General features: G+C 65.5%; 21 protein-coding genes. 8 read left to right on the top strand and 13 right to left on the bottom strand.

Features of this window, described 5'->3' with window-relative positions:
* Positions 1-119 precede the first annotated feature (119 nt).
* Positions 120-2,204: a hydantoinase/oxoprolinase family protein gene (locus tag EN846_RS02445; RefSeq protein WP_127393234.1), complete on the top strand. Its 2,085-nt coding sequence runs from the start codon at positions 120-122 to the stop codon at positions 2,202-2,204.
* 1 nt (position 2,205) lies between these two features.
* On the top strand, positions 2,206-3,897 hold the full coding sequence (locus tag EN846_RS02440) for a hydantoinase B/oxoprolinase family protein (protein WP_128346086.1): 1,692 nt from the start codon (positions 2,206-2,208) through the stop codon (positions 3,895-3,897).
* Positions 3,898-4,015: 118 nt separating this feature from the next.
* Here EN846_RS02440 and gyrB read toward each other — a convergent pair whose 3' ends face one another.
* From gyrB to EN846_RS02425, 3 genes are all read right to left on the bottom strand, one after another.
* Entirely contained in the window at positions 4,016-6,487 is a 2,472-nt protein-coding gene (gene gyrB / locus EN846_RS02435; protein WP_127283418.1) for a DNA topoisomerase (ATP-hydrolyzing) subunit B, read from the bottom strand.
* A 161-nt stretch (positions 6,488-6,648) separates the two neighbouring features.
* Positions 6,649-9,267, bottom strand: a complete 2,619-nt coding sequence (locus tag EN846_RS02430) for a caspase domain-containing protein (protein WP_128346087.1) — start codon at positions 9,265-9,267, stop codon at positions 6,649-6,651.
* Positions 9,268-9,355: 88 nt separating this feature from the next.
* Positions 9,356-9,925: an NADPH-dependent FMN reductase gene (locus EN846_RS02425; RefSeq protein WP_127393930.1), complete on the bottom strand. Its 570-nt coding sequence runs from the start codon at positions 9,923-9,925 to the stop codon at positions 9,356-9,358.
* Between the two features lie 202 nt (positions 9,926-10,127).
* Between EN846_RS02425 and EN846_RS02420 the strand changes: the two genes are divergently transcribed.
* Positions 10,128-11,501: a cytochrome P450 gene (locus EN846_RS02420; protein WP_127393931.1), complete on the top strand. Its 1,374-nt coding sequence runs from the start codon at positions 10,128-10,130 to the stop codon at positions 11,499-11,501.
* A gap of 16 nt (positions 11,502-11,517) precedes the next feature.
* Here EN846_RS02420 and EN846_RS02415 read toward each other — a convergent pair whose 3' ends face one another.
* The 8 genes from EN846_RS02415 to EN846_RS02380 form a co-directional block, all read right to left on the bottom strand.
* Complete coding sequence (locus EN846_RS02415) at positions 11,518-12,492, bottom strand: complex I NDUFA9 subunit family protein (RefSeq protein ID WP_128346088.1); 975 nt, start codon at positions 12,490-12,492, stop codon at positions 11,518-11,520.
* A 427-nt stretch (positions 12,493-12,919) separates the two neighbouring features.
* Complete coding sequence (locus tag EN846_RS02410) at positions 12,920-13,801, bottom strand: nuclear transport factor 2 family protein (RefSeq protein WP_127394033.1); 882 nt, start codon at positions 13,799-13,801, stop codon at positions 12,920-12,922.
* 85 nt (positions 13,802-13,886) lie between these two features.
* Positions 13,887-14,327, bottom strand: coding sequence for an Rrf2 family transcriptional regulator (locus tag EN846_RS02405; RefSeq protein WP_127286875.1), 441 nt, complete (start codon positions 14,325-14,327; stop codon positions 13,887-13,889).
* A 97-nt stretch (positions 14,328-14,424) separates the two neighbouring features.
* Positions 14,425-15,426, bottom strand: coding sequence for an Ldh family oxidoreductase (locus EN846_RS02400; RefSeq protein ID WP_127394034.1), 1,002 nt, complete (start codon positions 15,424-15,426; stop codon positions 14,425-14,427).
* Positions 15,427-15,516: 90 nt separating this feature from the next.
* Positions 15,517-16,326: an ABC transporter permease gene (locus EN846_RS02395; RefSeq protein WP_128346089.1), complete on the bottom strand. Its 810-nt coding sequence runs from the start codon at positions 16,324-16,326 to the stop codon at positions 15,517-15,519.
* Positions 16,326-16,991, bottom strand: a complete 666-nt coding sequence (locus EN846_RS02390; protein WP_127286876.1) for an ABC transporter permease — start codon at positions 16,989-16,991, stop codon at positions 16,326-16,328. Before EN846_RS02390 ends, EN846_RS02395 begins: the two co-directional genes overlap by 1 nt.
* 210 nt (positions 16,992-17,201) lie before the next feature.
* Positions 17,202-17,996, bottom strand: a complete 795-nt coding sequence (locus EN846_RS02385; protein ID WP_127310146.1) for a transporter substrate-binding domain-containing protein — start codon at positions 17,994-17,996, stop codon at positions 17,202-17,204.
* 54 nt (positions 17,997-18,050) lie between these two features.
* On the bottom strand, positions 18,051-18,866 hold the full coding sequence (locus tag EN846_RS02380) for an ABC transporter ATP-binding protein (RefSeq protein WP_127391255.1): 816 nt from the start codon (positions 18,864-18,866) through the stop codon (positions 18,051-18,053).
* 211 nt (positions 18,867-19,077) lie between these two features.
* On the opposite strand from EN846_RS02380, the gene EN846_RS02375 reads away from it, so the two are divergent.
* The 5 genes from EN846_RS02375 (at position 19,078) to EN846_RS02355 (ending at position 23,934) form a co-directional block, all read left to right on the top strand.
* Positions 19,078-19,950 carry a dimethylarginine dimethylaminohydrolase family protein gene (locus EN846_RS02375; protein WP_127391256.1) on the top strand — a complete coding sequence of 291 codons (873 nt, stop codon included), beginning with the start codon at positions 19,078-19,080 and terminating at the stop codon, positions 19,948-19,950.
* Entirely contained in the window at positions 19,947-20,591 is a 645-nt protein-coding gene (locus EN846_RS02370; RefSeq protein ID WP_187331350.1) for a TetR family transcriptional regulator C-terminal domain-containing protein, read from the top strand. The genes EN846_RS02375 and EN846_RS02370 overlap by 4 nt, the downstream gene beginning before the upstream one ends.
* Positions 20,588-22,168 carry a 5-guanidino-2-oxopentanoate decarboxylase gene (locus tag EN846_RS02365; RefSeq protein WP_127391258.1) on the top strand — a complete coding sequence of 527 codons (1,581 nt, stop codon included), beginning with the start codon at positions 20,588-20,590 and terminating at the stop codon, positions 22,166-22,168. Before EN846_RS02370 ends, EN846_RS02365 begins: the two co-directional genes overlap by 4 nt.
* A gap of 5 nt (positions 22,169-22,173) precedes the next feature.
* A complete protein-coding gene (locus tag EN846_RS02360; RefSeq protein ID WP_127391259.1) occupies positions 22,174-23,121 on the top strand; it encodes a capsular polysaccharide synthesis protein in 948 nt (315 codons plus the stop codon).
* A gap of 105 nt (positions 23,122-23,226) precedes the next feature.
* On the top strand, positions 23,227-23,934 hold the full coding sequence (locus EN846_RS02355; RefSeq protein WP_127284420.1) for an SDR family NAD(P)-dependent oxidoreductase: 708 nt from the start codon (positions 23,227-23,229) through the stop codon (positions 23,932-23,934).
* Positions 23,935-24,164: 230 nt separating this feature from the next.
* Here the strand turns inward: EN846_RS02355 and rpsA are convergent, their stop codons facing one another.
* Entirely contained in the window at positions 24,165-25,862 is a 1,698-nt protein-coding gene (rpsA, locus tag EN846_RS02350) for a 30S ribosomal protein S1 (RefSeq protein ID WP_127284419.1), read from the bottom strand.
* A 204-nt stretch (positions 25,863-26,066) separates the two neighbouring features.
* Positions 26,067-26,717 (bottom strand): (d)CMP kinase, encoded by a 651-nt coding sequence (cmk, locus tag EN846_RS02345; RefSeq protein WP_127391260.1) that lies wholly within the window; start codon positions 26,715-26,717, stop codon positions 26,067-26,069.
* Positions 26,718-26,795 lie beyond the last annotated feature (78 nt).

The raw sequence follows: 26,795 nt of genomic DNA, 5'->3' as shown, positions 1-26,795 counted from the left end.
GGTAAGCTCTTGTGTCGGAAATTTATTAGTATACAAATGATCTCGGCGTCAAGATGCGAGCGTAAAACACCGTTCCAAACCAAGCCATATCCGTAGGCCGCGCATTTCGGGTTTCGACAATGAAAGAGAATTTTTCGGCGCAACCGCGGGATTCCCTGGGCAGCGTCGTTGCCGGCATCGATGTTGGCGGCACCTTCACCGACCTCATCCTGATCGACGGCAAGGACGGCGGAAGGGTGCATATCGCCAAGACCCCGACGACGGTCGAAAACCAGGCTTTCGGCGTCGTTTCGGCGCTCGGCGCCACCGGCTTTGCGATCGACGGCATCGACCTCATCGTGCACGGCACGACCACCACCACCAACGCCGTGCTGGAGCGCCGCCTGGCCAGGACCGGCATGATCACCACGCTCGGCTTTCGCGACGTGATCGAACTTGGCCGGCGCACCAGGCCGCAGCCCTATGGCATGACGGGGACATTCATTCCGGTCATTCCGCGCGATCTCAGGCTTGAAGTCGCGGAGCGCGTCGAGGCCTCGGGAGCGGTGCGCGTCGCGCTCGACGAGGCCGGCATGCGCGACGCGGTGAAGAGGCTGCTGGAGGCCGGCTGCGAGTCTCTCGTCATCCACTTCCTGCATTCCTACGCCAACCCGGCGCATGAGCGGCGCGCGGCCGAGATCGCCAGGGAGATCTGGCCGAACGGCTACATCACCACCGGCCATGCGCTGCTGTCGGAAGCGCGCGAGTTCGAGCGCGGCGTGACGGCCTCGGTCAACGCCTCGGTGCAGCCGATCCTGGAACGCTATGTCGAGAGGCTGCGCAAGGAGCTCGCCGCGAAGGGCTATGCCCGCGATTTCCTGATCATGAACGGCAATGGCGGCATGATCTCGGCCCGCTTCGTCACCCGGGAATCGGCAAAGACGGTGATGTCCGGCCCGGCCTCCGGTGTCATCGCCGCAGCCTATACGGGCAAGCGCGCCGGCTTCGAGAACCTCGTCACCTACGACATGGGCGGCACCTCGACCGACGTGGCGCTGATCCGCAACGCCGAGCCCGCGGTGTCGAACGAGATCGAGATCGAATATGCGATGCCGATCCACGTGCCGATGGTGGCGGTGCATACGGTCGGCGCCGGCGGCGGCTCGATCGCGCGTGTCGACGCGGCCGGCCTGATCCAGATCGGCCCGGAAAGCGCCGGCGCCAATCCGGGCCCGATCTGCTACGGGCGCGGCGGCACCGAGCCGACCATCACCGATGCCAATCTTGTGCTGGGGCGGCTGGCGCCGAAGAAGCTGCTCGCGGTCGACAATCCGGTCACCGTCGAGCGCGTCACCGGCATATTCGAGGACAGGATCGGCAGGCCCACCGGCCTCTCCGGCGTCGAGGCGGCAGGCGCAATCCTGAGGCTCGGCAACATCAAGATGGCCGGCGCCATCCGCATGGTCTCGGTGGCGCGCGGCCACGACCCGCGCGATTTCGCGCTGTTCGCCTTCGGCGGCGCCGGGCCGCTGCACGCGACGGCACTCGCCCGCGAGCTTGGCCTGCCAAAGGTGCTGGTTCCGGCGCGGCCAGGCATCACCAACGCGCTCGGCTGCGTCGTCGCCGATCTCCGGCATGACTTCGTCAACACGATCAACCAGCCGGTGGCGCTGCTCGATGAAGCCTTGCTTCACAAGGTGTTGGAACGGCACCGGAGCGAAGGCGAGGAACTGATTGCCAAGGAAGCGGTGAAGCCGGACACGATCCGCGTCACCCACTCAGCCGACATGCAGTTCGTTGGCCAGACGCACATCATCAACGTGCCGCTGCCATCGTCTACCGTGACCCGCGCCACGCTACAGCTTCTGTTCGAAAAGGCCTATTTCGCCCGCTTCAAGGTCGAGTTGCCGGAGATCCGCGCCAACCTCGTCAACCTCAACACCTCGGTCACCGGCGTGCGCCCGGCGATCGATCTGTCGCGGCTGATCGACCCGGCGGGGCGCGCGGCGACGCTCGAGGAAGCCCGGCGCGAGACCAGGCCGGTATGGTATCACGGCACCTGGCACGACACGCCGGTCTACGCCCGCGAAAAACTGCCGCTCGACGCCGTCATCGAAGGGCCGGCGATCCTCGAACAGATGGACGCCACGACGGTGCTGGAGCCCGGCGACCGCGCACGTTCGGATGCCGACGGCAACATCATCATCGACATCGGCGAGGCTTGATATGGCAAAGCTCGACACCATCACGCTTTCGGTCCTGCAGGCCGCGTTGCAGCAGGTCTGCGACGAGATGGATTTGACGTTTTCCCGCGCCGCCTTCTCGCCGGTCATCGCCGAGGCCAACGACCGCTCCGACGGCATCTATTCGGCGGTCGACGGTTCGCTGATCGCGCAGGGCAGCCAGGGCCTGCCGGTGTTCGTCGGCGTCATGCAGTATTCGACGAAAACCGTGATCGAGATGATCGCCGACGGCCGCTGCCTGGCGCCCGAACCGGGCGACATCTACATCGTCAACGATCCCTATCTCGGCGGCACCCATCTGATGGACGTGCGCTTCGTCATGCCCGTCTACCGCGGCGACAAGATCTTCTGCTGGCTGTCCAACACCGGCCACTGGCCGGATATTGGCGGCTCGGTGCCGGGCGGCTTTTCCGCTTCGGCCACCGCCGTCGAGCAGGAGGGGTTGCGGCTGCCGCCGGTGAAACTGTTCAAGAAGGGAGTGCTCGACCCGGAGATCTACGCCATCATCTGCTCCAACATCCGCGTCGCCGACCAGCGCATCGGCGATATCCGCGCCCAGGCCGCGGCACTGCTGATCGGGCAGGATAGGCTCAACGGAATCCTCGATCGTTACGGTGATGAAACGGTTGTCGAGGCGATCGCCGAGCTGCGCCGCCGCGCCGCCGACCAGATGCGCGCCAACATCGCCGCCATTCCGGACGGCGTCTACCGCTCCAAGGCCTTCGTCGATTCCGACGGCGTGGTAAACGAGCCGCTGACGATTGCGCTCGCCGTCGAGAAAAAGGGCGACACGCTCACCTTCGACTTCGCCGGCTCCTCGAAACCCTGCGCCGGGCCGATGAACAGCGTGCTGGCGACGACGCTGTCGTCGGTCTATCTCGCCATGCGCCATATCTTCCCGGATGTGCCGATCAGCGCCGGCGCCTTCGAGCCGCTCGACGTCAAGCGGCCGGAGGGGACCTTCCTCGACGCCCGCTATCCGCGTCCGGTCTCGGGCTGCGCGGCGGAGGTCTCACAGCGCATCGCCGAGGCCGTGTTCGCGGCCATGGTGCAGGCGCTGCCCGACAAGGTGACGGCGGCTCCCGCCGGCTCCAGCGGCAATTTCGCGCTCGGCGGCAACGATCCGGCGCGCGGTCGCGACTATGTCATGTACCAGATCTCCGGCGGCGGCTATGGCGGCAATGCCGGCCATGACGGCCTCACCAATGGCTGCTCGACGATCGGCATCTCCAAATCGCCGCCGGTCGAGATCATGGAGCAGGCTTTTCCGGTGCTTTACCGCCACTATGCGCTGCGCGAAGGTTCGGGCGGCGCCGGCAAGCAGCGTGGCGGCTTCGGTCTGGCCTACGAGGTCGAGATCCTGCGCGGCGATGCCCGCGCCTCCTTCGTCATGGACCATGGCCGCTTCGGCCCGCAAGGCGCGCTCGGCGGCAAGGACGGCGCGCCCAATACGGTGACCGTGTTCCGAGGCGGCGAGGCGCATGTGCCGCCGCATCTGTCCAAGGAGCAGGACATTTCCCTCAAGGCTGGCGATCGCGTGCGCGTCGGCACGCCGGGAGGCGGCGGCTATGGCGATCCGGGCGAGCGTGACCCGAAGCTGGTCGCCGAGGATGTCAGGCTGGGCTACTATACGGCCGAGCAGGCGAGGGAGATGTTCGGCGTCGATGCAGGATAGGGCTGGTAGACCGGCCGGCCGACTCTCCACCTTGAGCGCAATCGAGAAGTCGACCCGTTAGTTAAATCGGTACCTCGGCGAGCAATTTGCTTCGCCGAGGCACGAAGATAAGCCGGCTTCAGATGTCCAGATTGGCGACCGACAGCGCATTGTCCTGGATGAACTCGCGCCTCGGTTCCACCTCGTCGCCCATCAGTCGCGAGAACAGCGAGTCGGCGTCGGTGGCGTCGGTGACCTTGACCTGCAGCAGCGAGCGGACGTTCGGGTCCAGCGTGGTTTCCCACAGCTGCTCGGCGTTCATCTCGCCCAGGCCCTTGTAGCGCTGCATGGTCAGGCCCTTGCGGCCGGTCGCGAACACCGCGTTGAGCAGCGCCAGCGGCCCGGCAATGGTCTCGGAGACCTCCTTGCGGCGCAGCACCGGCGGCTCGCTGTAGACCTCGGTAAGGCGCGAGGCATAGCGGTCGAGCTGGCGCGCGTCGGCCGAATTGATCAGCCCGGCGTCGAGCTGCACGAATTCCTTCACACCGCGCACCGTGCGCTCGAACACATAGCCGCCGACGCCGTCATTGGAAGTCGACAGCCGGCCGGTCCAGCCGCGCTCGGTGTCCTCGGCGATCAGGTCGAGGCGCTTGGCGACGCGCTCGGCCATGGCGTTGGCGCGGCCGAGATCGGCAAGCACATCGGCATTCAGCGCGCCCGCTATCGCCGCCTGCTCGACCACGCTGCGGTTATAGCGCGTGTGCAGGCCGTTGATCAGCTGGCGCACCGCCAGCGCATCGTCGATGGCGCTGTGCAGGTCCTGGCCGGTCCGCACCTCGCCCGAGCCCAGCGTCAGCGAGGCTTCCTCCAGCCCGGAATCGATCAGGTATTCCTCATAGGCGCTTTCGTCCTTGAGGTATTGCGAGCTCTTTCCCCGCGTCACTTTGTAGAGCGGCGGCTGGGCGATGTAGAGATGGCCGCGCTCGATCAGCTCCGGCATCTGGCGGAAGAAGAAGGTGAGCAGCAGCGTGCGGATGTGCGCGCCGTCGACGTCGGCGTCGGTCATCAGGATGATCTTGTGGTAGCGCAGCTTGTCGGCGTTGAACTCGTCCTTGCCGATCGAGGTGCCGAGCGCGGTGATCAGCGTGCCGATCATGTCGGACGAGAGCATGCGGTCGAAGCGGGCCCGCTCGACGTTGAGGATCTTGCCGCGCAGCGGCAGGATCGCCTGGTTCTGGCGCGAGCGGCCGCCCTTGGCCGAGCCGCCGGCCGAGTCGCCCTCGACGATGAAGATCTCGGACTTCGCCGGATCGCGTTCCTGGCAGTCGGCAAGCTTGCCGGGCAGCGAGGTGACGCCGAGCGTGCTCTTGCGGGTGATGTCGCGTGCCTTGCGCGCCGCCTCGCGGGCAGCCGCCGCCTGGATCACCTTCTCGACCACCACCTTGCCTTCGCTCGGATGCTCTTCGAGCCAGGTGCCCAGCGCTTCGTTGACCAGGCTTTCGACGACCGGACGGACTTCGGAGGAGACCAGCTTGTCCTTGGTCTGCGAGGAGAATTTCGGATCCGGAACCTTGACCGAGAGAACGGCGGTCAGGCCCTCGCGGCAGTCGTCGCCGGTGAGCGAAACCTTTTCCTTCTTGGTCTGGCCGGAGGATTCGCCATAGCCGGTGATCTGCCGGGTCAGCGCGGCGCGGAAGCCGGCCAGATGGGTGCCGCCGTCGCGCTGCGGGATGTTGTTGGTGAAGGCCAGCACATTCTCGTGGTAGCTGTCGTTCCACCACATCGCCACCTCGACGGTGATGCCGTCGCGCTCGGCGCGGATCGCGATCGGCGTCTGGATCAGCGGCTTCTTGACCCGGTCGAGATATTTGACGAACTCTTCGAGGCCTCCGTCATAGTGCAACTCGTGACGGACCAGGTCGGCATGGCGGGCGTCGGTCAGCACGATGCGTACACCTGAATTGAGGAAGGCGAGCTCGCGCAGCCGGTGCTCCAGCGTGCCATAGTCGAACTCGACCATGGTGAAGGTCTCGGCCGACGGGAAGAAGGTGATCTCGCTGCCGCTGCGGCCCTCATAGGTACCCGGCTGCTTGTCCTGCGCGTAGCTGCCGGTGACCTTCAGCGGCGCGTCGGCATTGCCGTGGGTGAAGCCCATCTCGAAGATCTCGCCATTGCGGCGGATCTTGAGCTTCAGCCAGGCCGAGAGCGCGTTGACCACCGAGACGCCGACGCCGTGCAGGCCGCCAGATACCTTGTAGGAGTTCTGGTCGAATTTGCCGCCGGCATGCAGCTGCGTCATGATCACTTCGGCCGCCGAGACGCCTTCGCTGGGGTGGATGTCGGTCGGAATGCCGCGGCCATTGTCGATGACGGTGACCGAACCGTCGGGGTTGAGCGTCACCGAGACCAGGTCGGCATGGCCGGCCAGCGCCTCGTCGATGGCGTTGTCCACCACCTCATAGACCATGTGATGCAGGCCAGAGCCATCGTCGGTGTCGCCAATATACATGCCCGGCCGCTTGCGGACGGCATCCAACCCCTTCAAAACCTTGATGGAATCGGCGCCGTACTCGGCTTCCGCGCCATTGGCGCTTTCAGTCTGATCGCTCATGAAAACCTGTCTGATTGATGGCTGCTGGTCCAGCGCTGGAAACTGGCTCCGAATCGCGCCGTTTTGATGTCCTAGATATAGGCGCAAATGCCGGTTTTTCCAAGGTTTGCCGGCATTTCCGGGCGGGAAAGCCGGCTGTCCGGAGCTAGCCCCGCCGCAGGCTATTTTGTCCTGGCCAGCCGATCCTGGAGAAACTTGATCATGAACTTGTATCGCGGCGCCAGCCGGCCGCTGCGATCGAGCTCCAGCGTCCGCTCGAGCGCCTCGGAAAGCACGGCCTTCGGGTTCGTCGCGACCTGAGAATAGTCGATCATCGCGACCACCAGGTCGCGCTGCCAGGTGGCGTTTTCGGGGTCGGATTGGGCAAGCTGCTGGCGGATATCCAGGCTGTCCTCGAAGGCCTTGCGCGCACCCTTGATGTCGCGCTGCTTGGCCTTCAGCATGCCGATCTCGGACAGCGTTATCGACAGGTCGCGCTGCCAGTCGGAATTGGCGGGATCGAGCCTGGCCAGCCTGTCGACGATGGTGAAACTGTCGAGATAGAGTTTCAGCGCGCCCTTGCGGTCGCCCTGGATGGCGAGCACGCCGGCGACCTTTTCCAGGCTGACCGATAGGTCGCGCTGCCACTCCGTATTGTCCGGATCGCTGTCGGCCAGCGCCTGGGCCTGAGCCAGCGCCTGCCGGTAGGCAGAAAGCGCCGCCGGCCAGTTCTCCTGGTCCTTCAGCGCATTGCCGACCTTGGTGTTGCCGACCGACAGGTCGCGTTGCAGTTCGGTATTGTCGGGGTCGCGGCTTGCCAGCCGCTCGACGATCTCCAGGCTGTCCCGGTAGGCGGCGAGCGCGCCGGCGGCATCGTCGCGCTCGCGCTTCAAGTCGCCGATCGTGTCATGGCTGACCGAGACGTCGCGCTGCCGCTCGGCGTCGTCCGGCTGCTTCGCGGCCAGTGCCAGCCGGATCCGCAGGCTTTCCTCATAGGACGTCTGCGCATCGTCCAGCCGGCCGGCTGTACGGGCGAGGCCGGCGATTTCGTCATAGGAGATCGTCAGTTCGCGCTGCAGGTCGTCACGCTCCGGCTCATGGCCGGCCAGTTCCTTCTTGATCGACAGGCTTTCCTGATAGACCTGCGCAGCACTGGCCAAATTGCCCTGCGTCACCAGCACATTGCCGATCTTGTCGTCGTTCATGGCAAGGTCGCCGAACCAATCCAGACGGCCGGGATCGGCCGCCGTCAGCTCCGACAGCATCGTTCGCGCCGCCCGGTAGTTCTCCAGCGCCCCCGGCAGGTCGCCTTGCGTCATCCTGACATTGCCGAGCTTGGTGTGGCTGACGGCGAGGTCCCGCCGCACGCTGGGGTCGGTCTCCTGCCGCACGCGCTGTTCGAGATTGGCCAGCAACGCCTCGTAGGCGCGACCGGCTGCGGCAGTGTTGCCGACAGTGATGTAGAGCTTGCCGAGCTCGTCCAGCGTGCGGATCTGGCGGTCGGCATCGTCGAGCTTGAGCGCCGACTGCCCGGCCTCGCCAAAAAGCGACAGCACCTCCTCGTAGTCCCTGATCGCCGCGGTGTAGTCGAGGTCGGCGCGCGCCGCGCCCGCCGACAGATAGCGCGTTGCGGCTTCCGACAGCGTGCGGCTGACGAAATTGGCTTTCAGCGCCTTGCGCGAGGTGCTGTCGATCTCGGCCGCCGCCGCGAGTTTTTCACGCGCCGCGTCGAACGCGCCGAGCGAGAGCTGCTCCTCGGCCTGCCGGCGCAGCGCCGTCACCTGCGGGTCGTCCGAGGCGAGCGTCTTCATCTCGCCGCGCACCTTGACGAAGGCATCCGCCGCCTCGCGCAGCCTGGCGTTCAGGCTTTCGGCGGAAAGGTGGCTGGTGTCGGTGCTGATCAGCGCGCCATAGAGCGGCGCTAGCGGCATGTCGGCGTCGCTGGCGATCTGCTCGACCTCGCCGCGCATCTGCGGCGTCACGTCGGCCATGGCCAGCAGCAGCCGCTCGCGCTCCGGCAACTGCTCCTTGGTCGAGGCGGCGAAGAAGAGCTGTGGCAGGCCGCTTTCGACATAGGGAAGCTGCCTGCCGCGGCTGAGGTCGTAGACTTCCTGTTGCACGAGCGTCAGCACCGAGCGGATTTCGAGCCCGTCGGTGCCGAGATATTTCGTCAGCGCCGCGGTGAAGGGCGAGTTCTGGCCGGTTCCGTCGGCGGCCGTCTCGCCGGGGGCGGCGGCAAAGGCGAACAGGATGTTCTCCGCCCGGCCGACGCGGCCGAGGCCCGGCCGGACCTTGTCGGCTGCGTCCTTGGCCAGCGACGTCGCGCCACGCCCCTCGCTGCCCGCGCCTGCGAAGGGATCGCTGCGGCAGGCGTCGAGCACGATCAGCCCGACCTTGGCCGTGGCGGCGACCGCTTCGCGCACCTCCTCCAGCGGCAGGCTGGTCTTCTCCAGCGCGTCGAGCGAGGAGGCATCGGCATCGACGGGCAGCAGCCGGTTGTCGCCGGATATCTCGACGCCATGGCCGGAGAAATAGACCAGCGCCACGTCGGCGCCCCTGGCGTCCTCGCGGAAATCGTCGAGCGCGCGGCGCGTGCGGCGCAGGCCCCGGTTGGTCTCGAGCACCACCTCGAAGCCGAGCTTCTTCAGCGCGCCTTCCATCGCCTCGCCGTCATTGACGGGGTTGGCGAGCGGCCGGATCAGCCGGTAGTCGTCATAGGCGATGACCAGCGCCACGCGCCGCTCCGCCAGGGCGGCGGCGCTCGTCCAAAGGATCAGCAATAGCGCAAGGAGAAAACGCAAAGTCCAAACCGCCCCGGCCGGTCATCTGCCGGAGCATTTCATCTCTTTATGGCGCGAACAAGCCGGGTAGTTCGGCCTTGAATGAGCCTCAGCCGGCGCGCAGCGGCTTCAGCGCCTCGCTCCAGCGCAACAGCTCGTCCAGCATGGCCTTGGCGCCGCCCTGCACCTGCTCGCTCGGCCGGAAAGAGCCGTCGCTCTCGAGCAGCTTCTGGTAGAGCGGCAGGGCAACGCCCTCGGGAATCGGCATTACGCCCACCGATGTCAGCAGCGGCTTGACGGCTTGCGCCGCGCGCAGGCCGCCGGAGACGCCGCCATAGCTGAAGATGGCGGCGGGCTTGTACTTCCACTCGCGCGAGAGATAGTCGACCGCATTCACGATCGCCGGCGCAACGAAATAGTTGTACTCCGGCGCCACGAAGACAAAAGCGTCGGCGGCATCGATCGCCTTCGACCATGCCTTGGTGTGGTCCTTCTCGTATTTGGCAAGCCTCGGGTGGTGCGGCTCATCCAGTATCGGCAGGTCGAATGTGGCGATGTCGGTCAGCACCGGCTCGAACTTGCCATGCTCGCGCGCGAAGCCGTCCAGCCAATGGGCGAAGACCGGCCCGGCACGGCCGGGTCGCGTGCTGCCGATGATGATGTTCAGCCGGTGTTTCAAGTCGGGCTCCCGCGGCCAAGTATCTGTCGGTGACTGCCCCCTAAGGCATGCGGCGGCGGGCGGCAAGAAGCCGTGGCGAGCGGACGGTCACATTCCGGAGAGCGGACATTGCCGAGGCGAGGGCGATCACGGCCGGCCCTTCGGCCGCATGGACGCGGGGCGGGGCAGGCACTACATTCGAGGCGACAAGCGGAGCAAGCCGATGGACACCCAGCCCGCCCCCTTCGTGCCGCCGGCGCCGAAGCCGCGTACCTCGCCGCCCTCGACGCTGCAGATGATGCGCATCGTCTACCGCAATCCGCTCGAACTGTGGGGCGAGCCGACCTACAACGAACCCTGGATCTCGGTGAACGGCGTCGGCGGGCCGCTGGTCATCGCCAACGACCCCGGCCTCATCCGCCATGTGCTGGTCGACAATGCCCGCAACTACAAGATGGCGACGGTGCGCCAGATGATCCTGCGTCCGATCCTGCGCGACGGCCTGCTCACCGCCGAGGGCGAGGTGTGGAAGCGCTCGCGCAAGGCGATGGCGCCGGTGTTCACGCCGCGTCACATTTTCGGCTTCGCCCAGCCGATGCTGAAGCGCACGCTGGAGTTCGTCGCCCGCTACGAGGCGGGCGGCACCACCGACGTCGCCCATGACATGACGCTGCTCACCTTCGACATCCTCGCCGAGACGCTGTTTTCCGGCGAGATCGCCGGCGAGCCCGGCAGCTTCGCCAAGGAGATCGACCGCCTGTTCGAGACCATGGGCCGCGTCGATCCGCTCGACCTCTTGCGCGCTCCGCTTTGGCTGCCGCGCCTCACCCGGATCCGCGGCCGCAGGACCATGGCCTACTTCCGCGACATCGTCGCCGGCACCGTCAGGATGCGAGAGGAGCGATTGAAGCGCGACCCCGATCATGCGCCGCAGGATTTCCTGACGCTTCTGCTCAAGGCCGAGGGGCCGGACGGGCTGACCCGCGCCGAAGTCGAGGACAACATCATCACCTTCATCGGCGCCGGCCACGAGACGACGGCCCGCGCGCTCGGCTGGACACTCTATTGCCTGGCCGAGGCGCCCTGGGAGCGCGACAAGATCGAGCGCGAGATCGACGACGTGCTGGCGCGCGAGCCCGATCCGACGAAATGGCTGGACGCCATGCCGCTCACCCGCGCCGCCTTCGAGGAGGCGCTCAGGCTCTATCCACCGGCGCCGTCGATCAACCGCGAGCCGATCGAGCCGGAGACCTGGAACGACCTGCACATACCCAAATACGCCGCCGTGCTGGTGATGCCCTGGGTCGTCCATCGGCACCGCAAGCTGTGGGACAGGCCGGACGCCTTCATGCCGGAGCGCTTCCATCCCGGAAACCGCGACCGGATCGACCGCTTCCAGTATCTGCCGTTCGGCGCCGGCCCGCGCGTCTGCATCGGCGCCAGCTTCGCCATGCAGGAAGCGATCATCGCGCTAGCCATCCTGTTGTCGCGCTTCCGTTTCGACAGCACCGCCGAAACCAGGCCATGGCCGGTGCAGAAGCTGACGACGCAGCCGCAGGGCGGCCTGCCGATGCAGGTCACCGCGCGAGGCTCGTAGCCGTCTAGACTTGTGGTCAGGCCGCGGGTTTGCGCTGGAACTGGCCGGCGGCGCGGAAGCGCCAGAGATAACTCGGCAATATGGTGCCGATCGACTGCGGCTGGATGGCAAGGCCCGCAAGCGTCCTGTTTTCCCTAGCGGCCTGGTCGGACACGATGTTGTGCTCGCGAAGCTGCAGCACCTGGTCTTTGGTGAGCAGCGGGTTGGGCAGCAGGCCGAGGATCGAGGCCTGCAGGTTCGCCACCCACCACGGCACCGGCGCCAGGATCCGCCTGCGGTCGATCACGGTGAGCAGTTCTTCCATGCACTGCTTGAAGGTGAGCACCTGCGGCCCGCCGAGTTCATAGACGCGGCCGCCCTCGACCTTGCCGTCAACGGAGCGCGCGATGGCTTCGGCGACATCGCCGACATAGACCGGCTGGAACTTGGTCTGGCCGCCGCCGAGCAGCGGCAGCACCGGCGAGTAGCGCGCCATGTTGGCGAAACGGTTGAAGAAGCTGTCCTCCGGGCCGAAATTGATCGAGGGCCGGAAGATCACGGCGTCGCTGATCGTCTCCAGTACCGCCTTCTCGCCGAGCGCCTTGGTGCGCGCGTAGACGGATGCCGAATTGAGGTCGGCGCCCAGCGCCGAGATATGGGTGAGGCCGGCGCCGACCGAGCGCGCGGCCTCGGCCACGGCGCGGGCGCCGAATTCGTGCACGGCGCCGAATTTCTGCCGTCCGCTCTCATGCAGTATGGCGACAAGGTTGACGACATGGTCGGCGTCCTGCGCGGCGCGGTCGATCGACCAGCGCACACGCACATTGGCCTGCACCGGCTGGATCTGGCCGACATTGCCGAGCGGCTGCAGATGGCCGGCCAGGTCGGGACGGCGGCACGCCACCCGGATGCGATAGCCGCGCTTGGCCAGCGCCCGCACGACATGACGGCCGACAAAGCCGGAGCCGCCGAAGACGACGACGAGCTTTGGGATCTGCAGGATTTCGGTCATGGCTGGCTCCGGCGCGCTTTCCCGAGGGTATTGGGCCCAGATACTGGGGCTGGCTGAAGCCGTTTCATAGTCGGTTTCGCGCCAAAGGCAAAGGCCAGGCGGAGCCAATCACGAGCTTGTTTCGGCCCTCGTCAGAACGCCCTGCCGATGCGCGCGTCGACCGATTGGCCGTTGCCGCCGCGAATGACGAAGAAGCGTCAGGCCCGAAACGCAGAAAACCCCGCCGAAGCGGGGTTTTCCGGGTGACGAACGCGCCGAAACAGGGTCTGACGAGACGGCCTGACCTGAGACGGCATCAAGTTTGGCGTGAAGCAAACACGCCCCGCCTCAGCCCTGGACACATTCGATTGTATGCCACCGGCCGGGCATCCACCCCGGCATGCATGGGTCGTGGCGTCGGGCAAAAAGGTTCAACTGCTAGGCGATCTCAGAATTTGCCGTTGCCATTCTTCCATTCAGCCTTCGGCGGGATCGCCTCGATCGTGTCCCAATGCTCAGCGATCTTGCCATTCTCGACGCGGAACAGGTCGTAGTAGGAAGTCGGCTTTCCGCCGAGAGAGCCTTCGCTCACGACCAGGACGAAATTGCCTTCTCCAAGCACCTTGTGGATGCGATCGTATTTGATTGCAATTCCGGCTTTCGCCAAGGCCGCGAACCCCGCGGCAAGCCCCGAAAGGCCGTCGGCGATCTGCGGATTATGTTGGCGGTAGCTTTCGCCGTTGCCATCGAAATAGCCGGCAAGCCTGTCCATGCGGCCATTGACAAGAATGTCATAGGCGAATGCGTTGACGAGCGCCTTGTTGGCTTCGGTTTTGTCGAGATCCTTCAATTCGGTCGGCCCGTCGATCATCGTACGGCCGCTCGGATTGGGACCGGCGGTCTCCTGCAAATTGTCCCAATGCTCGACGATCCTGCCGTTCTCGAAGCGGAAGATGTCGAAGCCGATCTTCGGACCGAAAAAGTCGTACGCGGTGTGGGCAAAGACCAGATCGCCGTCCTGGAACACACGTACCGTGTTCACTTTCGCCGAGCCCGGAGGCAGCGCCGCAAGCAGGGCGCCGAAGCCAACAAGGCCGTCGGCCGCGCCGAGATTGTGCTGGATGTACTTGTCGGGATTGATCACGCCGACCGGCTCGGCGGCCGCGGTTTCAATGGCTTTGAGCAGGTCCACGACCTGCTTCTTCTGAATCGACATAGCGGTCTCCGTTTGAGCAAGGGCGATGTTTGCGGGTATGACGGCCGAAAGCGTGGCAAGGGCGGTGATGCCGAGCGCCAGGGCGGCCATGTGTCGGCGAGCTAAGGGAGTCATATATGTATCCAATTTAGTTGCACATTTATGTGACTAATATGGATACATATTGGCGTCAAGCCGATTTCTCAGCGTGACGGCCGGGTCAGGGCAGCGCTGTGAGGCGCTCTTCTGCGTTCAGGGAAACATCGCTGGCCATCGCGGCGATCGTGGTTTTGGCCAGTTCGGCATCGATTGCCGAGCGGACCCTCGCGATTCTTAGTCCGAGCGTCCTTTTGATGTTTCTGCCGACAGGACACATCGGGTTCGGCGCCTCATGCATGGCAAACACTTCCTGCGCCGCATCCATTGCGCGCCAGACATCGAGAAGTGTGATGGAACTCGCCGGTCGGGCAAGCAGCGCCCCGCCGCCGGACCCCATCTGCGATGTTGTCAGTCCCGCCTTGGCCAACTGCGACAGAAGCCGACGGATCAGGGTTGGGTTGGTGTTGACGCTGGACGCGATCAATTCCGACGTAGCCGGCGCGCCGGCCTGGCTCTCAAGGAACGTCAAAATATGGACGGCAACGGCAAAGCGGGTATTCATGGAAACAGTCTTTTCTGTCTGTGCTTATGTTAGGCACAGACCGAAGCCGCTGCAAGGGTGCCTATCGCCGGCAGGCCTAGGCCGTTTGATGACTTGCTCAAGCCGAATAGCGCTCGGCGAATTCGGAGATGCGCTGGATCACCGCCTTGGGCGCATTGATGCCGCGCGCCACGGCCTTCTCCGCCGCGTCCGCGCGGGCGCGTCCCGGCACATGCACGCCATAGCGGCGGCGCAGGCGGTCGAGCTGGTCACGCATGCGCTGCTCGAAATCGGGGTCGAGCAGCTTGGGCTCGACGGCGAGCACGAACAGGCCCGTTCCCGGGCTGTCCGGGCCGCCGGTGAACCAGGGCGCGTCGAGCGACCAGTTGGCACCGGAAAGGCCCGCTGCCAAGACTTCGACCATCAGCGCGATGTTGGCGCCGCGCTGGCCGCCGAAGGCAAGCATGGCGCCTTTCATGGCGGCCGCCGGGTCTGTGGTCGGGTTGCCAGTGGCGTCCAGCGCCCAGCCTTCGGGGATTTTCCTGCCCTCCTCGGCCGCCTTGCGGATGTTGACGAAGGCGGTGGCGCTTGACGACTGGTCGATGACGAGCGGCGATCCGTCGGCGGACGGAGCGGCAAACGACATCGGATTGGTGCAGTAGACCGGCTTCACCGAGCCGGAGCCGGCCAGCACCGCCGGCCCGTTGGTGGCGGCGAAAGACACCAGCCCCTGTGCCGCCAGCCGCCCGGTGAAGTAGCCGAGCGCGCCGCAGGTATAGGCGTTCTTCTGCGAAAAGATGGCGACGCCGAACAGTTTTGCCGCCTTGGCGAGGTCCTCGATCGTACGGTCGAAGCCGGTGTGGGCGAGGCCGCCGCGTGCGTCGGAAAGATAGACCGCGAGCGCCGGCCTGGTGATGACCGGATCGGCATTGCCGTCGATACGACCGGCTTCGATCGCTTCGAGATAATCGATGAAATGCGACAGCCCGACAGCGACAAGCCCTTCCGCCTCGGCCGCGACGATCGAGGCGGCGAGCGACTGTGCGTTTTCCTCATTGGCGCCGGCGCCGAGCGCCGCCATCCGGCACAGTCCTGTTGCCTGGTCGAGACTGAGTTGCATTGCAGTGCCTTTAGTGAGTAGCGAGTAGGGATTAGTGAGTAGTGGAAGCGAGCGCCTGCGTCCTACTCCCTAATGACTACCCACTAATGCCTACCCGATCTTGACCGGAATCCGCGCCTCGATCCGGCTGAAGGCGAAGACGAGAATGCCGGTGATCGCCATATAGATCAACGCCAGCAGCAGCAAGGGTTCATAGGTGAGGTAGGTATCCTGCCGCACCTTGGACGAGACGGCGAAGATGTCGATGACGCTGATCGTCGCCACCAGCGGCGTCGACTTCAACTGCAGCACCGTTTCGCCGGTCAGCGTCGGCAGCGCCCTGTAGAAGGCCTGCGGCAGCCAGATGCGGCGGAAGATCTTCCAGCGGCTCATGCCGAAGGCGCGTGCCGCTTCCAGTTGCCCCTTCGGCACGCCGGCGAAGGCGCCGCGCATGACCTCGCCCTCATAGCCGGCGAAGGACAAGGTCAGCGCCAACACGCCATAGGGCCAAGCCTGCCTGAGATAGGGCCACATCCAGGAGTCGCGAATCCATGGATATTGCGGAAACAGCGAACCGAGGCCGTAGTAGAGCAGCCAGAGCTGCAGCAGCAGCGGCGTGCCCCGGATGATGGTGCAGAACACCTTGGCCGGCATGGCGAACCAGAACGGGCCGCCGGCCTGCGCCAGGCCGAGCGGCACCGCCAGCAGGAAGCCCAGCGTGCAGGTGACGGCCAGGATCCACAGCCCCCGCCAGATGCCGATGAGACCCATTTCCCAATATTGCGGCAGCCAGTCCCAGCGCATGAAGAAGGCGGCACCGAGGACCAGGCCCAGCGCGATCAGGATCAGCACAACGCGATGCGGCTGCAGCCACAGCGAGGCGCGCGCCACGGCGTTGATGACGACGGCTTCGTTGGCCATCAGCGCGCCTCCTTGACCGAAGGCATGCCACGCCGCGCCCACGCCTCGACTCGGCCGATGATCAAGTTGGAGAACAGCGACAGCATTAGGTAGAGAGCGCCCGCCGCGACATAGAAGGTGAGATAGGCCTTGGTGACGCCCGCGGCCTGCCGCGTGGCAAGCGTCAGCTCGAAGAAGCCGACGACCGCCAGCAGCGCCGTGTCCTTGGTGGCGATCAGCCACAGATTGGCAAGGCCGGGAATGGCGAACGGCAGCATCGCCGGCAGCGTTATGCGTCGCAAAAGCAGGCTTGGCGGCATGCCATATGCGCGGGCGGCTTCGATTTGACCCTGCGGGATAGACAGGATGGCGCCGCGGATGACCTCGGTCGAATAGGCGCCCTGCACGAAGCCGAGCACAAAAATGCCGGCCGCAAGGCCGCTGATGTCGACGCGCTGATAGCCCATCGCCGTCAGCACCTGGTTGATCAGGTCCGTGCCGGCATAATAGAGCAGCAGGATCAGCACCAGTTCCGGCACGGCGCGCACCACCGTCGTATAAACGGCGAGCAGATCGCGCACCACCGGACCGCCATAGAGCTTGCCATAGGCGCCGCCGGTGCCGATCAGAAGCCCGAGGCAGGTGGCGCCGACCGCGATCTCGATCGAATGCAGCAGCCCGACCAACAGAGTTCCGCCCCAGCCCGGCGGCACGGGTGAGAGGAGTTCCATGATGCCGGCCGCCGAGGCCGGAAGAAATGCGTCGATCAGCTTCGCCCCCGGATTGCTGGAGCCAGGACCGCCCGGTGGATACACCTGCGGAAAGCCTGCATGGACAGGTTGCGGCGAACCCACGCGGCGCGCAAAGGCGCCGCGTGGTCATTCGCTCATCAGCGGTCAGTTCGACTGCGCAGGGCCGCCGTAGATGTCGAAATCGAAGTACTTCTTCGTGATCTCGTCATACTTGCCGTTGGCGCGGATCGCCTTGATGCCGTCGTTGATCTTTGCCTTCAGGTCGGTGTCTTCCTTGCGCACGCCGGCGCCGATGCCCGGCCCCAGCACTTCGTCGTCCGGAGCCACCATGCCCTTCAGGTCGCAGCAGGCCTTGCCCTGGTCCGACTTGAGGTATTCGACAAGCGCGATCGAATCGGCCTGCACCGCATCGAGGCGACCGGCGGCGAGATCCTGGTTGGCTTCGTCCTGGGTCTGGTATTCCTTGATTTCCTGCGCCTCGGTGAAGTGCTTCTTAGCGTACACCGCGTGTGTGGTCGACACTTGGACGCCGATCACCTTGCCCTTGAGGTCGTCCGGCGTGGCGCCGAATTTCTTGTCCTTCGGGCCGATGATCGCCGGCAGCGTGTTATAGTACTTGTCCGAGAAGTCGATCGTCTTCTTGCGTTCGTCGGTGATCGACATCGAGGAGACGATCAGGTCGATCTTCTTGGTGGTCAGCGCCGGAATGATGCCGTCCCAGGCGACAGGCGTGATCACGCAATCAAGTTTCTCCTCGGCGCAGACGGCGTCGATGAAATCGATCTCCCAGCCGACCCATTTGCCCGACGCATCCGGCGAGGTGAAAGGCGGATAGGGCTCGGCGGCGACGCCGATCTTGACCGGATCGGCCTTGGCCACGCCCATCGCGGCGACGCCGAGAAGCAGTGCCGCGGCAAATGCTCTCAGAACAGTTTTCATTTCAGGACTCCCATTTTGTTGTGTTCCCGGTTTTCGCCCCGCTTCACGCCAGCACTAGCCGACGTTGCGGAGGAATTGCTTGAGCCTTTCGGATTTGGGCGCGCCGAACAGCTGTTCCGGCGGTCCTTCCTCCTCGACCAGCCCGTTGTAGAGATAGACGACATGCGTCGCGACCTCGCGGGCAAACTTCATTTCGTGGGTGACCAGCACCATGGTACGGCCTTCGCGGGCCAGGTCGCCGATCACCTTCAGCACCTCGCCGACCAGTTCCGGGTCGAGCGCCGAGGTCGGCTCGTCGAACAGCATGACGCGCGGATTGATCGCCAGCGCCCGGGCGATCGCTGCGCGCTGCTGCTGGCCGCCCGACAGATAGGCAGGATAGACGTCGCGCTTCTCGGCCAGCCCGACGCGGGCGAGCAGCTTCTCGGCCTGGGCGAACGCCTCGTCGCGCTTGACGCCCAGCACATGCACCGGAACCTCGATGACGTTCTCGATCAGCGTCATGTGGCTCCACAGGTTGAAGTTCTGGAACACCATGCCCAGCCTGGAGCGAATGCGCTCGATCTGCTTGCGGTCGGCGGGAACCGTGTGGCCGTGGCTGTCGGCCTTCAGCTTGATCTCCTCGCCATTGACGCGGATGATGCCGCTGGTCGGGTTCTCCAGGCAGTTGATGCAGCGCAAGAGCGTCGACTTGCCCGAGCCCGAGCCGCCGATGATGGCGATCACCTCGCCGTCGCGCGCCGACAGCGACACGCCCTTCAGCACATGCAGCTGGCCGAATTTCTTGTGCAGGTTTTCGACATGGATGGCTTCCGCGGCGCCGCTCTGCGCCTCGCCGGATCGCACTGCGGCAGCTTCCACCGCGCTCACCAGGTGGCCTCTGCAGGGGCTACGGCAGGTCGTCGAACGTCCATCCGGCTAATCAACATACGCTGCACTGTCCCGCTCCAGACTTCAGCATGGACCCAACAGCGCGAGCCCGTCAATCCCGCTCATTACGGCACTTGCGGCCTTGTTGCGCAAGTGTATAAATAGCCTTTCATGAAATTTTCTCGGTTTTTTTCATCTTAGAAGGGCATCGATGAGCGCTTTCGGATCACAGTCCATGGCGGCGCCGCTGCGGCGCGTGCTGATGCGGTCGGCGGCCAACGCCATGCGTGACGCCAACAGGGCTGCCTGGCACTATGGCGCGGGCTTCAACCCGGCGAAAGCGGCCTTGCAGCACGCGGTCCTTGCTGAACTTGTGGCAGCTTCCGGCGCCGAAATCGAATGGATAGAGGACAAGCCCGACGGCCTGTCGGATTCGGTGTTCACCCACGACCCGTCGCTGATGACCGACCGCGGCGCGCTGATCCTGTCCATGGGCAAGTCATTGCGCGCCAGCGAGCCCTCTTTGCATGAGGAAACCTACAGGAGACTGGGCATTCCGATCCTGGGCCGCGTCGAGGCCCCTGGCCAGGTCGAAGGCGGTGATTGCGTATGGGTGGACAGCCGCACGCTGGCGATCGGGCGCGGTGTGCGCTCCAACCAGGAAGGCATCCAGCAGGTTTCAAACCTGCTGACGCCGCTTGGCATTTCCGTCTACGGTTTTGATCTGCCGCTGTGGCAGGGCGAAGAGGCTTGCCTGCATCTGATGTCGGTGATCAGCCCGCTGGCCGACGACCTCGCACTGGTCTATTCACCGCTTTTGCCGGCCCCGTTCTATCAGATGCTGAAGGCGCGAGGCATCCGGCTGGTCGAAGGCGACGCCGAAGAGTTCGCCGCGTCCAACGGCCTCAGCCTGAACGTGCTGCCCACCAGTCCGCTCAAAGTCATTGCCGTTGCCGGCTTTCCCAAGACCAAGGCCGCGATGGAAGCCGCCGGCTGCACGGTAGAGATCTTCGAGGCGGACGCGCTCTGCATCGCTTGCGAAGGCGGGCCGACATGCCTGACGCGGCCGATCCTGCGCCAATGAATGCGCCATCCCGCCGCAAGTTCCGTCGCGAAGGCGAGGACCGGCGGCGGCAGGATTTGATCGAAGCGACCCTGGACAGCGTGGCGGAATATGGCCTGCAGGGCGCCACCTTGCGCACCATCGCGCTGCGGGCCGGCGTCACTGCCGGGCTGATCCGGCATTATTTTCCCGGCAAGGAAGAATTGCTGCAGGCGGCATATGCGGCGCTGGTCGGCCGCATGACCGAGCAGGCCAAAGCAGCATTGGTCATGGAAGGTGCCTCGCCGCGCCGGCGTCTTGCGGCTTTCGTCACCGCCAACCTCAGCACGCCGATCATCGACGCGCGGGTGTTTTCGCTCTGGGCAACGTTCATCGGCCGCGCCAATGCGGATCCGACCTTGGCCCATGCCCACCGCGAGGGCTATCTTGGCTTTCGCAACGAGGTGGAAGCGGTTGTGGCCGAGGTGCTCGCTGCAGAACAGCGCAAACCGGACGCAAGCCAGCTGCGCCGCCATGCCATCGCGATCAACGCGCTCATCGACGGGCTCTGGATCGAAGGCTGCCTGGCCGGCGAGATTTTCGCGCCCGGCGAATTGGCGGCGATTGGCATCAGGGCTGTCGAGGCCGAACTCGGCCTTGCGCCGGAAAGAGGAGAACAATGACCACCATCGGCGAAGCGCTCATAACACTGCTCGAGGCGCATGGCGTCGACACGGTCTTCGGCATTCCCGGGGTCCACACCGTCGAGCTCTATCGCGGCCTCGCGCGTTCGCGGATCCGCCATGTCACGCCGCGCCACGAGCAGGGCGCCGGCTTCATGGCCGACGGCTATGCCCGCGCCAGCGGCCGGCCGGGCGTCGCCTTCGTCATCACCGGCCCGGGTCTGACCAACACCATCACCGCCATGGGCCAGGCGCGCGCCGATTCGGTGCCGATGCTGGTGATCTCGGGCGTCAATGCCACCGACACGCTTGGCAAGGGCCTCGGCTTCCTGCACGAACTGCCCGACCAGCGCGGCATGATGGAGAAGGTGGCGCTGTTCTCGCACCGGATCACCGAGGCCGAGGAGCTTCCTGGCGTGCTGGCGCGCGCCTTCGCGCTGTTCTCGTCATCTCGTCCCGGTCCGGTCCATATCGAGATCCCGACCAACGTCATGGTCAAGCCCGGCAATGGCATCGTCGCCTCGCTCAGCAATGCGCCGCCGCCGTCGCCCGATGCGGCGGCGATCGAGCAGGCAGCAGGGCTCTGCAAGGCCGCAAGCCGTCCGCTGATCCTGGCCGGCGGCGGCGCCAAATGGGCCGAGGCGCCGTTGCGGCTGCTGGCCGAGAGGCTCGGCGCCCCGGTCGTCGAGACGACCAACGCACGCGGCCTGCTGCACGGCCACGCGCTGTGCGTGCCGGCGAGCCCCAGCCTCAAGCCGGTGCGCGCGCTGATGGCGGACGCCGACCTGGTCATTGCCGCCGGCACCGAGTTCGGCCCGACCGACTATGACGGCTATGGCGATGGCGGCTTTGTCCTGCCCGCCAATCTGATCCGCATCGACATCGGCGCCGACCAGATCGTGCGCCGCCCGGTGACGGTTGGGATTCAGGCCGACTGCGCCGAGGCTCTTCGTGCCCTGCTGGGCGAGCTCGGTACCGCTCATGTCGCCGCAAAGGACGGCGATGCCCGAGCGGCTGCCGTGCGAAAGGCCGCGCTCGCCGAACTGAGCCCGGCCCTGACCGGCCAGATGCACGCCGTGGAGACGATCCGCGACACCTTGCCCGGCGCGATCATCGTCGGCGACTCGACGCAGCCGATCTATGCCGCCAACCTCTATTACGACCATGACCGGCCGGGCGGCTGGTTCAACGCCGCGACCGGCTTCGGCGCGCTGGGCTACGGGCCGGGGGCGGCGATCGGCGCGGCGCTCGCCGTGCCCGAGGCCTCCATCGTCTGCTTGACCGGCGACGGCGGCTTCCAGTTCACCCTGCCGGAACTCGGCGCGGCGCTCGATGCCGATGCGCCTGTCATCTTCGTCGTCTGGAACAATCGCGGCTATCGCGAGATTGAGACCTCGATGCTCGACGTCGGCGTCGAGCCGGTCGGCGTGTCTCCCGCGCCGCCGGATTTCTGCAAGCTGGCCGAGGCCTATGGCATCGTCGCCGAGCGGCTTGCCGGCACGGAAGGCCTGGCGGATGCGCTAAGGCGCGCCCGCGCGGCAGGCAAGCCACGGGTCATCGAAGTCACGGTGGATTGAGCGCCATGATGTCAGGCGATGGCCCGGCGGGCTCGTTCTTCAGCGAGGCAGTGCCGTTCCGCGACCCGCTCAGGCTTCCCTATCTTGCGCCGCTGCGCCTGGCAGCGTCTTCGCGCCTCTTGCCCTGGCCGCTGCGCAAGCGCGCCGCCAAGCTGTGCATGACCTGGTCCCGCAAGCGGCTGCATCGGGTGCGGCACATCGCCGTCGATCATTCGCGGTGGTGCTCCTCCGGCGCGCCTGGCGATCTTGGTCCGATCTGGCAATACTGGGCGCAAGGCGTCGAGGCGGCGCCGCTGGTGGTCAAGGCATGCCTGCGCTCGGTCGCCCGCCACAGGGGCGAGCGCCAGCTCGTCATCCTCGACGACAGGACCGTCGAGGACCATGTCGACCTGCCCGGCCATATCTGGGACAAGCGGCGGCGTGGGCTGATGAACAGCCAGCATTTTTCCAACTTCATCCGATTGGATCTGCTTGCCCGGCATGGCGGGACATGGCTCGATGCCACGATCCTGCTGCGGCAGCCTGTGCCGCCGGAGATCGAGCGCGAGGATTTCTACATCCTGCGCGAGACCGGTCGCCATCCCCGGCTCGTGGAGACCTGGTTCATTCACGCCCGCAAGGGGCACCCGTTGGTCGAGACCGTTCTTTGCGGCCTGGCCGACTACTGGAAGGCCCATGACGGGCTCCATGACTACTTCATGTTCCCCTACCATTTCGAGGCTGCGCTTCTCCTGCATCGGCGGCTTCGGCGTGAGTTCCTGGCCAGGCCGCAGGTCGGCGCCGTCCGGCCGCACGAGCTGCAATGGCTGCTCTTCGAGCCGCTCGACGAGGCGGCGCATCGCGCGGTCCATGATCGTTTCTGGCTGCACAAGCTGACGCACAAGGCCGAGCGTCCGCCGACCGAGAAACGCCTGCTCTGGGATGCGATCCTCGACGGTTGGCCGGCGAACTGAAACGGTGAATTAGCGTCAACGAAATTTCAGTTGAGTGACGGCGCGAAAGGCGCGAGGTTCGGCGCCGGCGTGGCGCAAGCGTGAAATGGACTGGAGCAGTCGAATATGACGGAAACACTGGACGGCAGGCATATCGTGGTGACCGGCGGCACGGGGGCGCTGGGTGGCGCGGTTGTCGGCAAGCTCCTGGAGCAGGGCGCGGTCTGCCATGTCCCCAACGCCCATGCCGCGGCGCCGCCGCACTTTCCGTTCGCCGCCCATGATCGCGTCAGGCTGGCGCACAATGTCGACCTGTCGGATTCGACCAAGGTCGAGGCGTTCTACAACCAGGTGACGGACCTGTGGGGATCGATTCACCTCGCCGGCGGCTTTGCCATGGCGCCGGTGGAGAAGATCGAATCGGCCTCCTTCGCCGAGATGATGGACACCAACGCCCGCACCACCTTTCTCTGTTGCCGTGCCGCGATCCGCTCGATGCTGACTTCGGGCACGGCCGGGCGCATCGTCAACGTCACGGCGCGAGCCGGGCTCGATCCGCGGCGCGGTTCGGGCATGGTCGCCTATGCCGCCAGCAAGGCGGCGGTCGCGGCGATGACGGTGGCGATGGCCGAGGAGCTGAAGCACAAGGGCATACTGGTCAACGCAGTGGCGCCTTCGACGCTCGATACGCCGGCCAACCGTGCCGACATGCCGGACGCCGATTTCACCAAATGGGTGAGCCTCGAAGCCGCCGCCGAGGCGATCGCCTATCTCGCCTCGCCCACCAATATGGCCATGAGCGGCACGCTGGTGCCGCTCTACGGCAGGGCCTAGAGCTGTTCATCGTTTCATTGAAACGCTGAACCGCCGTATCTCTTTGTTTTGACGCAATTCCGGACGGAAAACCGTTTCACACTTTTCCTGGCATTGCTCTGATATCGGTCGGTCGAGCGGCCAAAAGAAAAACCCCGCCGGATCGCTCCGGCGGGGTTTTTGTTTGGCTTGGGCGAAGAGGCTCAAGCAATTCCGGACGGAAAACCGCTGCGCGGTTTTCCTGGAATGCTTTAGTTGCCCTGCTTCTTCAGCGCCGCGCCCAGGATATCGCCCAGCGAGGCGCCGGAGTCGGTCGAGCCGTACTGGGCGACCGCTTCCTTCTCCTCGGCGATTTCCAGCGCCTTGATCGAGACCTGCAGCTTGCGGGTCTTCTTGTCGAAGGCGATGACGCGGGCGTCGACCTTCTGGCCGACGGTGAAGCGCTCGGGGCGCTGCTCGTCGCGGTCGCGGCTGAGATCGGAGCGCTTGATGAAGGTCTCGATGCCGCTGTCGACCAGCCGCACTTCCAGACCGCCATCCTTGACGCCGATGACCTCGCAGGTGACGACGGCGTTCTTGCGCAGTTCGCCCGAAGTCGCCGCTTCACCGACCGTGTCACGGGCCAGCTGCTTGATGCCGAGCGAGATGCGCTCCTTCTCGATGTCGACGTCGAGCACCTGCGCCTTGACCACGTCGCCGCGATTGTACTCTTCGATCACCTGCTCGCCCGGACGGGTCCAGTCGAGGTCGGAGAGGTGGACCATGCCGTCCACGTCGCCTTCCAGGCCGATGAACAGGCCGAACTCGGTCTTGTTCTTGACCTCGCCCTCGACCTGGCTGCCGACCGGATGGGTGCGCGCGAAGGCCTCCCACGGGTTCTCGAGCGTCTGCTTGAGGCCGAGCGAGATGCGGCGCTTGGCCGGATCGACCTCGAGCACCACCACGTCGACTTCCTGCGTCGTCGACAGGATCTTGCCGGGGTGCACGTTCTTCTTCGTCCACGACATTTCCGAAACGTGGATGAGGCCCTCGATGCCCGGCTCCAGCTCGACGAACGCGCCGTAGTCGGTGATGTTGGTGACGGTGCCCTTGATCTTCTTGCCGATCGGGAACTTGGTGCCGATCTCCGACCACGGATCGCTCTCGAGCTGCTTCATGCCGAGCGAGATGCGGTGGGTTTCCTGGTTGATGCGGATGATCTGCACCTTGACCGTCTGGCCGATGTTGAGGATCTCGGTCGGATGGTTGACGCGGCGCCATGCCATGTCGGTGACATGCAGCAGGCCGTCGATGCCGCCGAGGTCGACGAACGCACCGTAGTCGGTGATGTTCTTGACCACGCCTTCGACCACCTGGCCCTCTTCGAGGTTCTGCACGATTTCCGAACGCTGTTCGGCGCGGCTCTCCTCGAGCACGGTGCGGCGCGACACCACGATGTTGCCGCGGCGGCGATCCATCTTGAGGATCTCGAAGGGCTGCGGGTTGTGCATCAGCGGCGAGACGTCGCGGATCGGACGGATATCGACCTGGCTGCGCGGCAGGAACGCCACGGCGCCGTCGAGGTCGACGGTGAAGCCGCCCTTGACCTGGTTGAAGATGACGCCTTCGACGCGCTCACCCTTGGTGAACTTCTCCTCGAGGCGCACCCAGCTCTCCTCGCGGCGCGCCTTCTCGCGCGACAGCATGGCTTCGCCAAGCGCGTTCTCGATGCGCTCGACATAGACTTCGACGGTGTCGCCGACCTTGAGGGACGACTCCTTGCCCTTGGCGCCGAATTCCTTCAGCGGCACGCGGCCTTCGACCTTGAGGCCGACGTCGATGATGGCCATGTCCTTTTCGATCGCGGTGATCGTGCCCCGGACAACCTGGCCCTCGCCGGAATGGCCGGCGGTGAATGATTCTTCGAGCATGCTCGCGAAATCGTCGCGAGACGGATTAGCAGCTGACATTGTTTCTCCTGAAGTGCCCCGCATATCGAGCGGGACGGGCGCCGTGGGTTAGCGTTGCGTGAGCCTGCCGGCGTTCCGGGCTGAAGAGCCCTTGGCCGCTCAAAGCGGCAAGTCCGGCGCATGAAGAATGCTGGCAGGCTGGTTCGTGCCCGATATGGGTATTTTCTTCGCCTCCGGCAACGGAAACACGAGGAAAAACCCGGCTCAGGCTTTGTTTCTCTTGGCCAGAACGTCGTCGATGATCGCCATAGCCGCCAGGAACGCGGCCTCTATAGCCATTTCGGACGTATCAAGCAAGTGCGCGTCGGCGGCCGGCTTGAGCGGCGAGTCGGCGCGGCCCATGTCGCGCTCGTCGCGCCGCTCGATGTCGGCCAGAATGGTGGCGAAATCGGCGCTGCCGCCGATGCTCTCGATCTCCGCCAGCCGGCGTCTCGCCCGCACCTCGGCGCTTGCCGTCACATAAAGCTTGATGTCGGCGTCGGGGCACACGACGGTGCCGATGTCGCGCCCGTCGAGCACGGCGCCCGGCGGCGTTTTGGCGAAGGCGCGCTGCTTTTCGACCAGGATGCGCCGCACAGTCGGGAAGACGGCGACCTTGGAAGCGGCCTCGCCCACCGCATGCGCCGACAGCACGGCGCGATCGAGTTTCGAAAGGTCCACCTGCCGCGCCGCGGTTTCCGCCGCCGAGACATTGTCGAGCGGCAGGCCGAGCTGCAGCAGCGCATGCGCGACAGCGCGATAGGTGAGGCCGGTGTCGAGCAGGTTCAGCCGGTAGTGGTCGGCAAGCCGGCGGGCAAGCGTGCCTTTGCCCGCGCCTGCAGGCCCGTCGATGGCTATGGTGAAGGTGTGGGTCATTGGCGGGCCAACGAAAAGCGCGGCGATCCTTCGCGCCCCCCTCTGTCCTGCCGGACATCTCCCCCACGAGGGGGGAGA

Origin of the sequence: Mesorhizobium sp. M4B.F.Ca.ET.203.01.1.1 (assembly GCF_004791025.1) — a bacterium.
Taxonomy (GTDB): Bacteria; Pseudomonadota; Alphaproteobacteria; order Rhizobiales; family Rhizobiaceae; genus Mesorhizobium; species Mesorhizobium abyssinicae.
The sequence above is the reverse complement of the archived record's forward strand: the minus strand, read 5'-3'. Positions and strand labels throughout refer to the sequence as shown.

Bases quoted from the DNA above. Each gene is read 5' to 3' on its own strand.
- EN846_RS02445 (WP_127393234.1), top strand. From the start codon at position 120: ATGAAAGAGAATTTTTCGGCGCAACCGCGGGATTCCCTGGGCAGCGTC.
- EN846_RS02440 (WP_128346086.1), top strand. From the start codon at position 2,206: ATGGCAAAGCTCGACACCATCACGCTTTCGGTCCTGCAGGCCGCGTTG.
- gyrB (WP_127283418.1), bottom strand. From the start codon at position 6,487: ATGAGCGATCAGACTGAAAGCGCCAATGGCGCGGAAGCCGAGTACGGC.
- EN846_RS02420 (WP_127393931.1), top strand. From the start codon at position 10,128: ATGGACACCCAGCCCGCCCCCTTCGTGCCGCCGGCGCCGAAGCCGCGT.
- EN846_RS02415 (WP_128346088.1), bottom strand. From the start codon at position 12,492: ATGACCGAAATCCTGCAGATCCCAAAGCTCGTCGTCGTCTTCGGCGGC.
- EN846_RS02410 (WP_127394033.1), bottom strand. From the start codon at position 13,801: ATGACTCCCTTAGCTCGCCGACACATGGCCGCCCTGGCGCTCGGCATC.
- EN846_RS02405 (WP_127286875.1), bottom strand. From the start codon at position 14,327: ATGAATACCCGCTTTGCCGTTGCCGTCCATATTTTGACGTTCCTTGAG.
- EN846_RS02400 (WP_127394034.1), bottom strand. From the start codon at position 15,426: ATGCAACTCAGTCTCGACCAGGCAACAGGACTGTGCCGGATGGCGGCG.
- EN846_RS02395 (WP_128346089.1), bottom strand. From the start codon at position 16,326: ATGGCCAACGAAGCCGTCGTCATCAACGCCGTGGCGCGCGCCTCGCTG.
- EN846_RS02385 (WP_127310146.1), bottom strand. From the start codon at position 17,996: ATGAAAACTGTTCTGAGAGCATTTGCCGCGGCACTGCTTCTCGGCGTC.
- EN846_RS02375 (WP_127391256.1), top strand. From the start codon at position 19,078: ATGAGCGCTTTCGGATCACAGTCCATGGCGGCGCCGCTGCGGCGCGTG.
- EN846_RS02370 (WP_187331350.1), top strand. From the start codon at position 19,947: ATGAATGCGCCATCCCGCCGCAAGTTCCGTCGCGAAGGCGAGGACCGG.
- EN846_RS02365 (WP_127391258.1), top strand. From the start codon at position 20,588: ATGACCACCATCGGCGAAGCGCTCATAACACTGCTCGAGGCGCATGGC.
- EN846_RS02360 (WP_127391259.1), top strand. From the start codon at position 22,174: ATGATGTCAGGCGATGGCCCGGCGGGCTCGTTCTTCAGCGAGGCAGTG.
- EN846_RS02355 (WP_127284420.1), top strand. From the start codon at position 23,227: ATGACGGAAACACTGGACGGCAGGCATATCGTGGTGACCGGCGGCACG.
- rpsA (WP_127284419.1), bottom strand. From the start codon at position 25,862: ATGTCAGCTGCTAATCCGTCTCGCGACGATTTCGCGAGCATGCTCGAA.
- cmk (WP_127391260.1), bottom strand. From the start codon at position 26,717: ATGACCCACACCTTCACCATAGCCATCGACGGGCCTGCAGGCGCGGGC.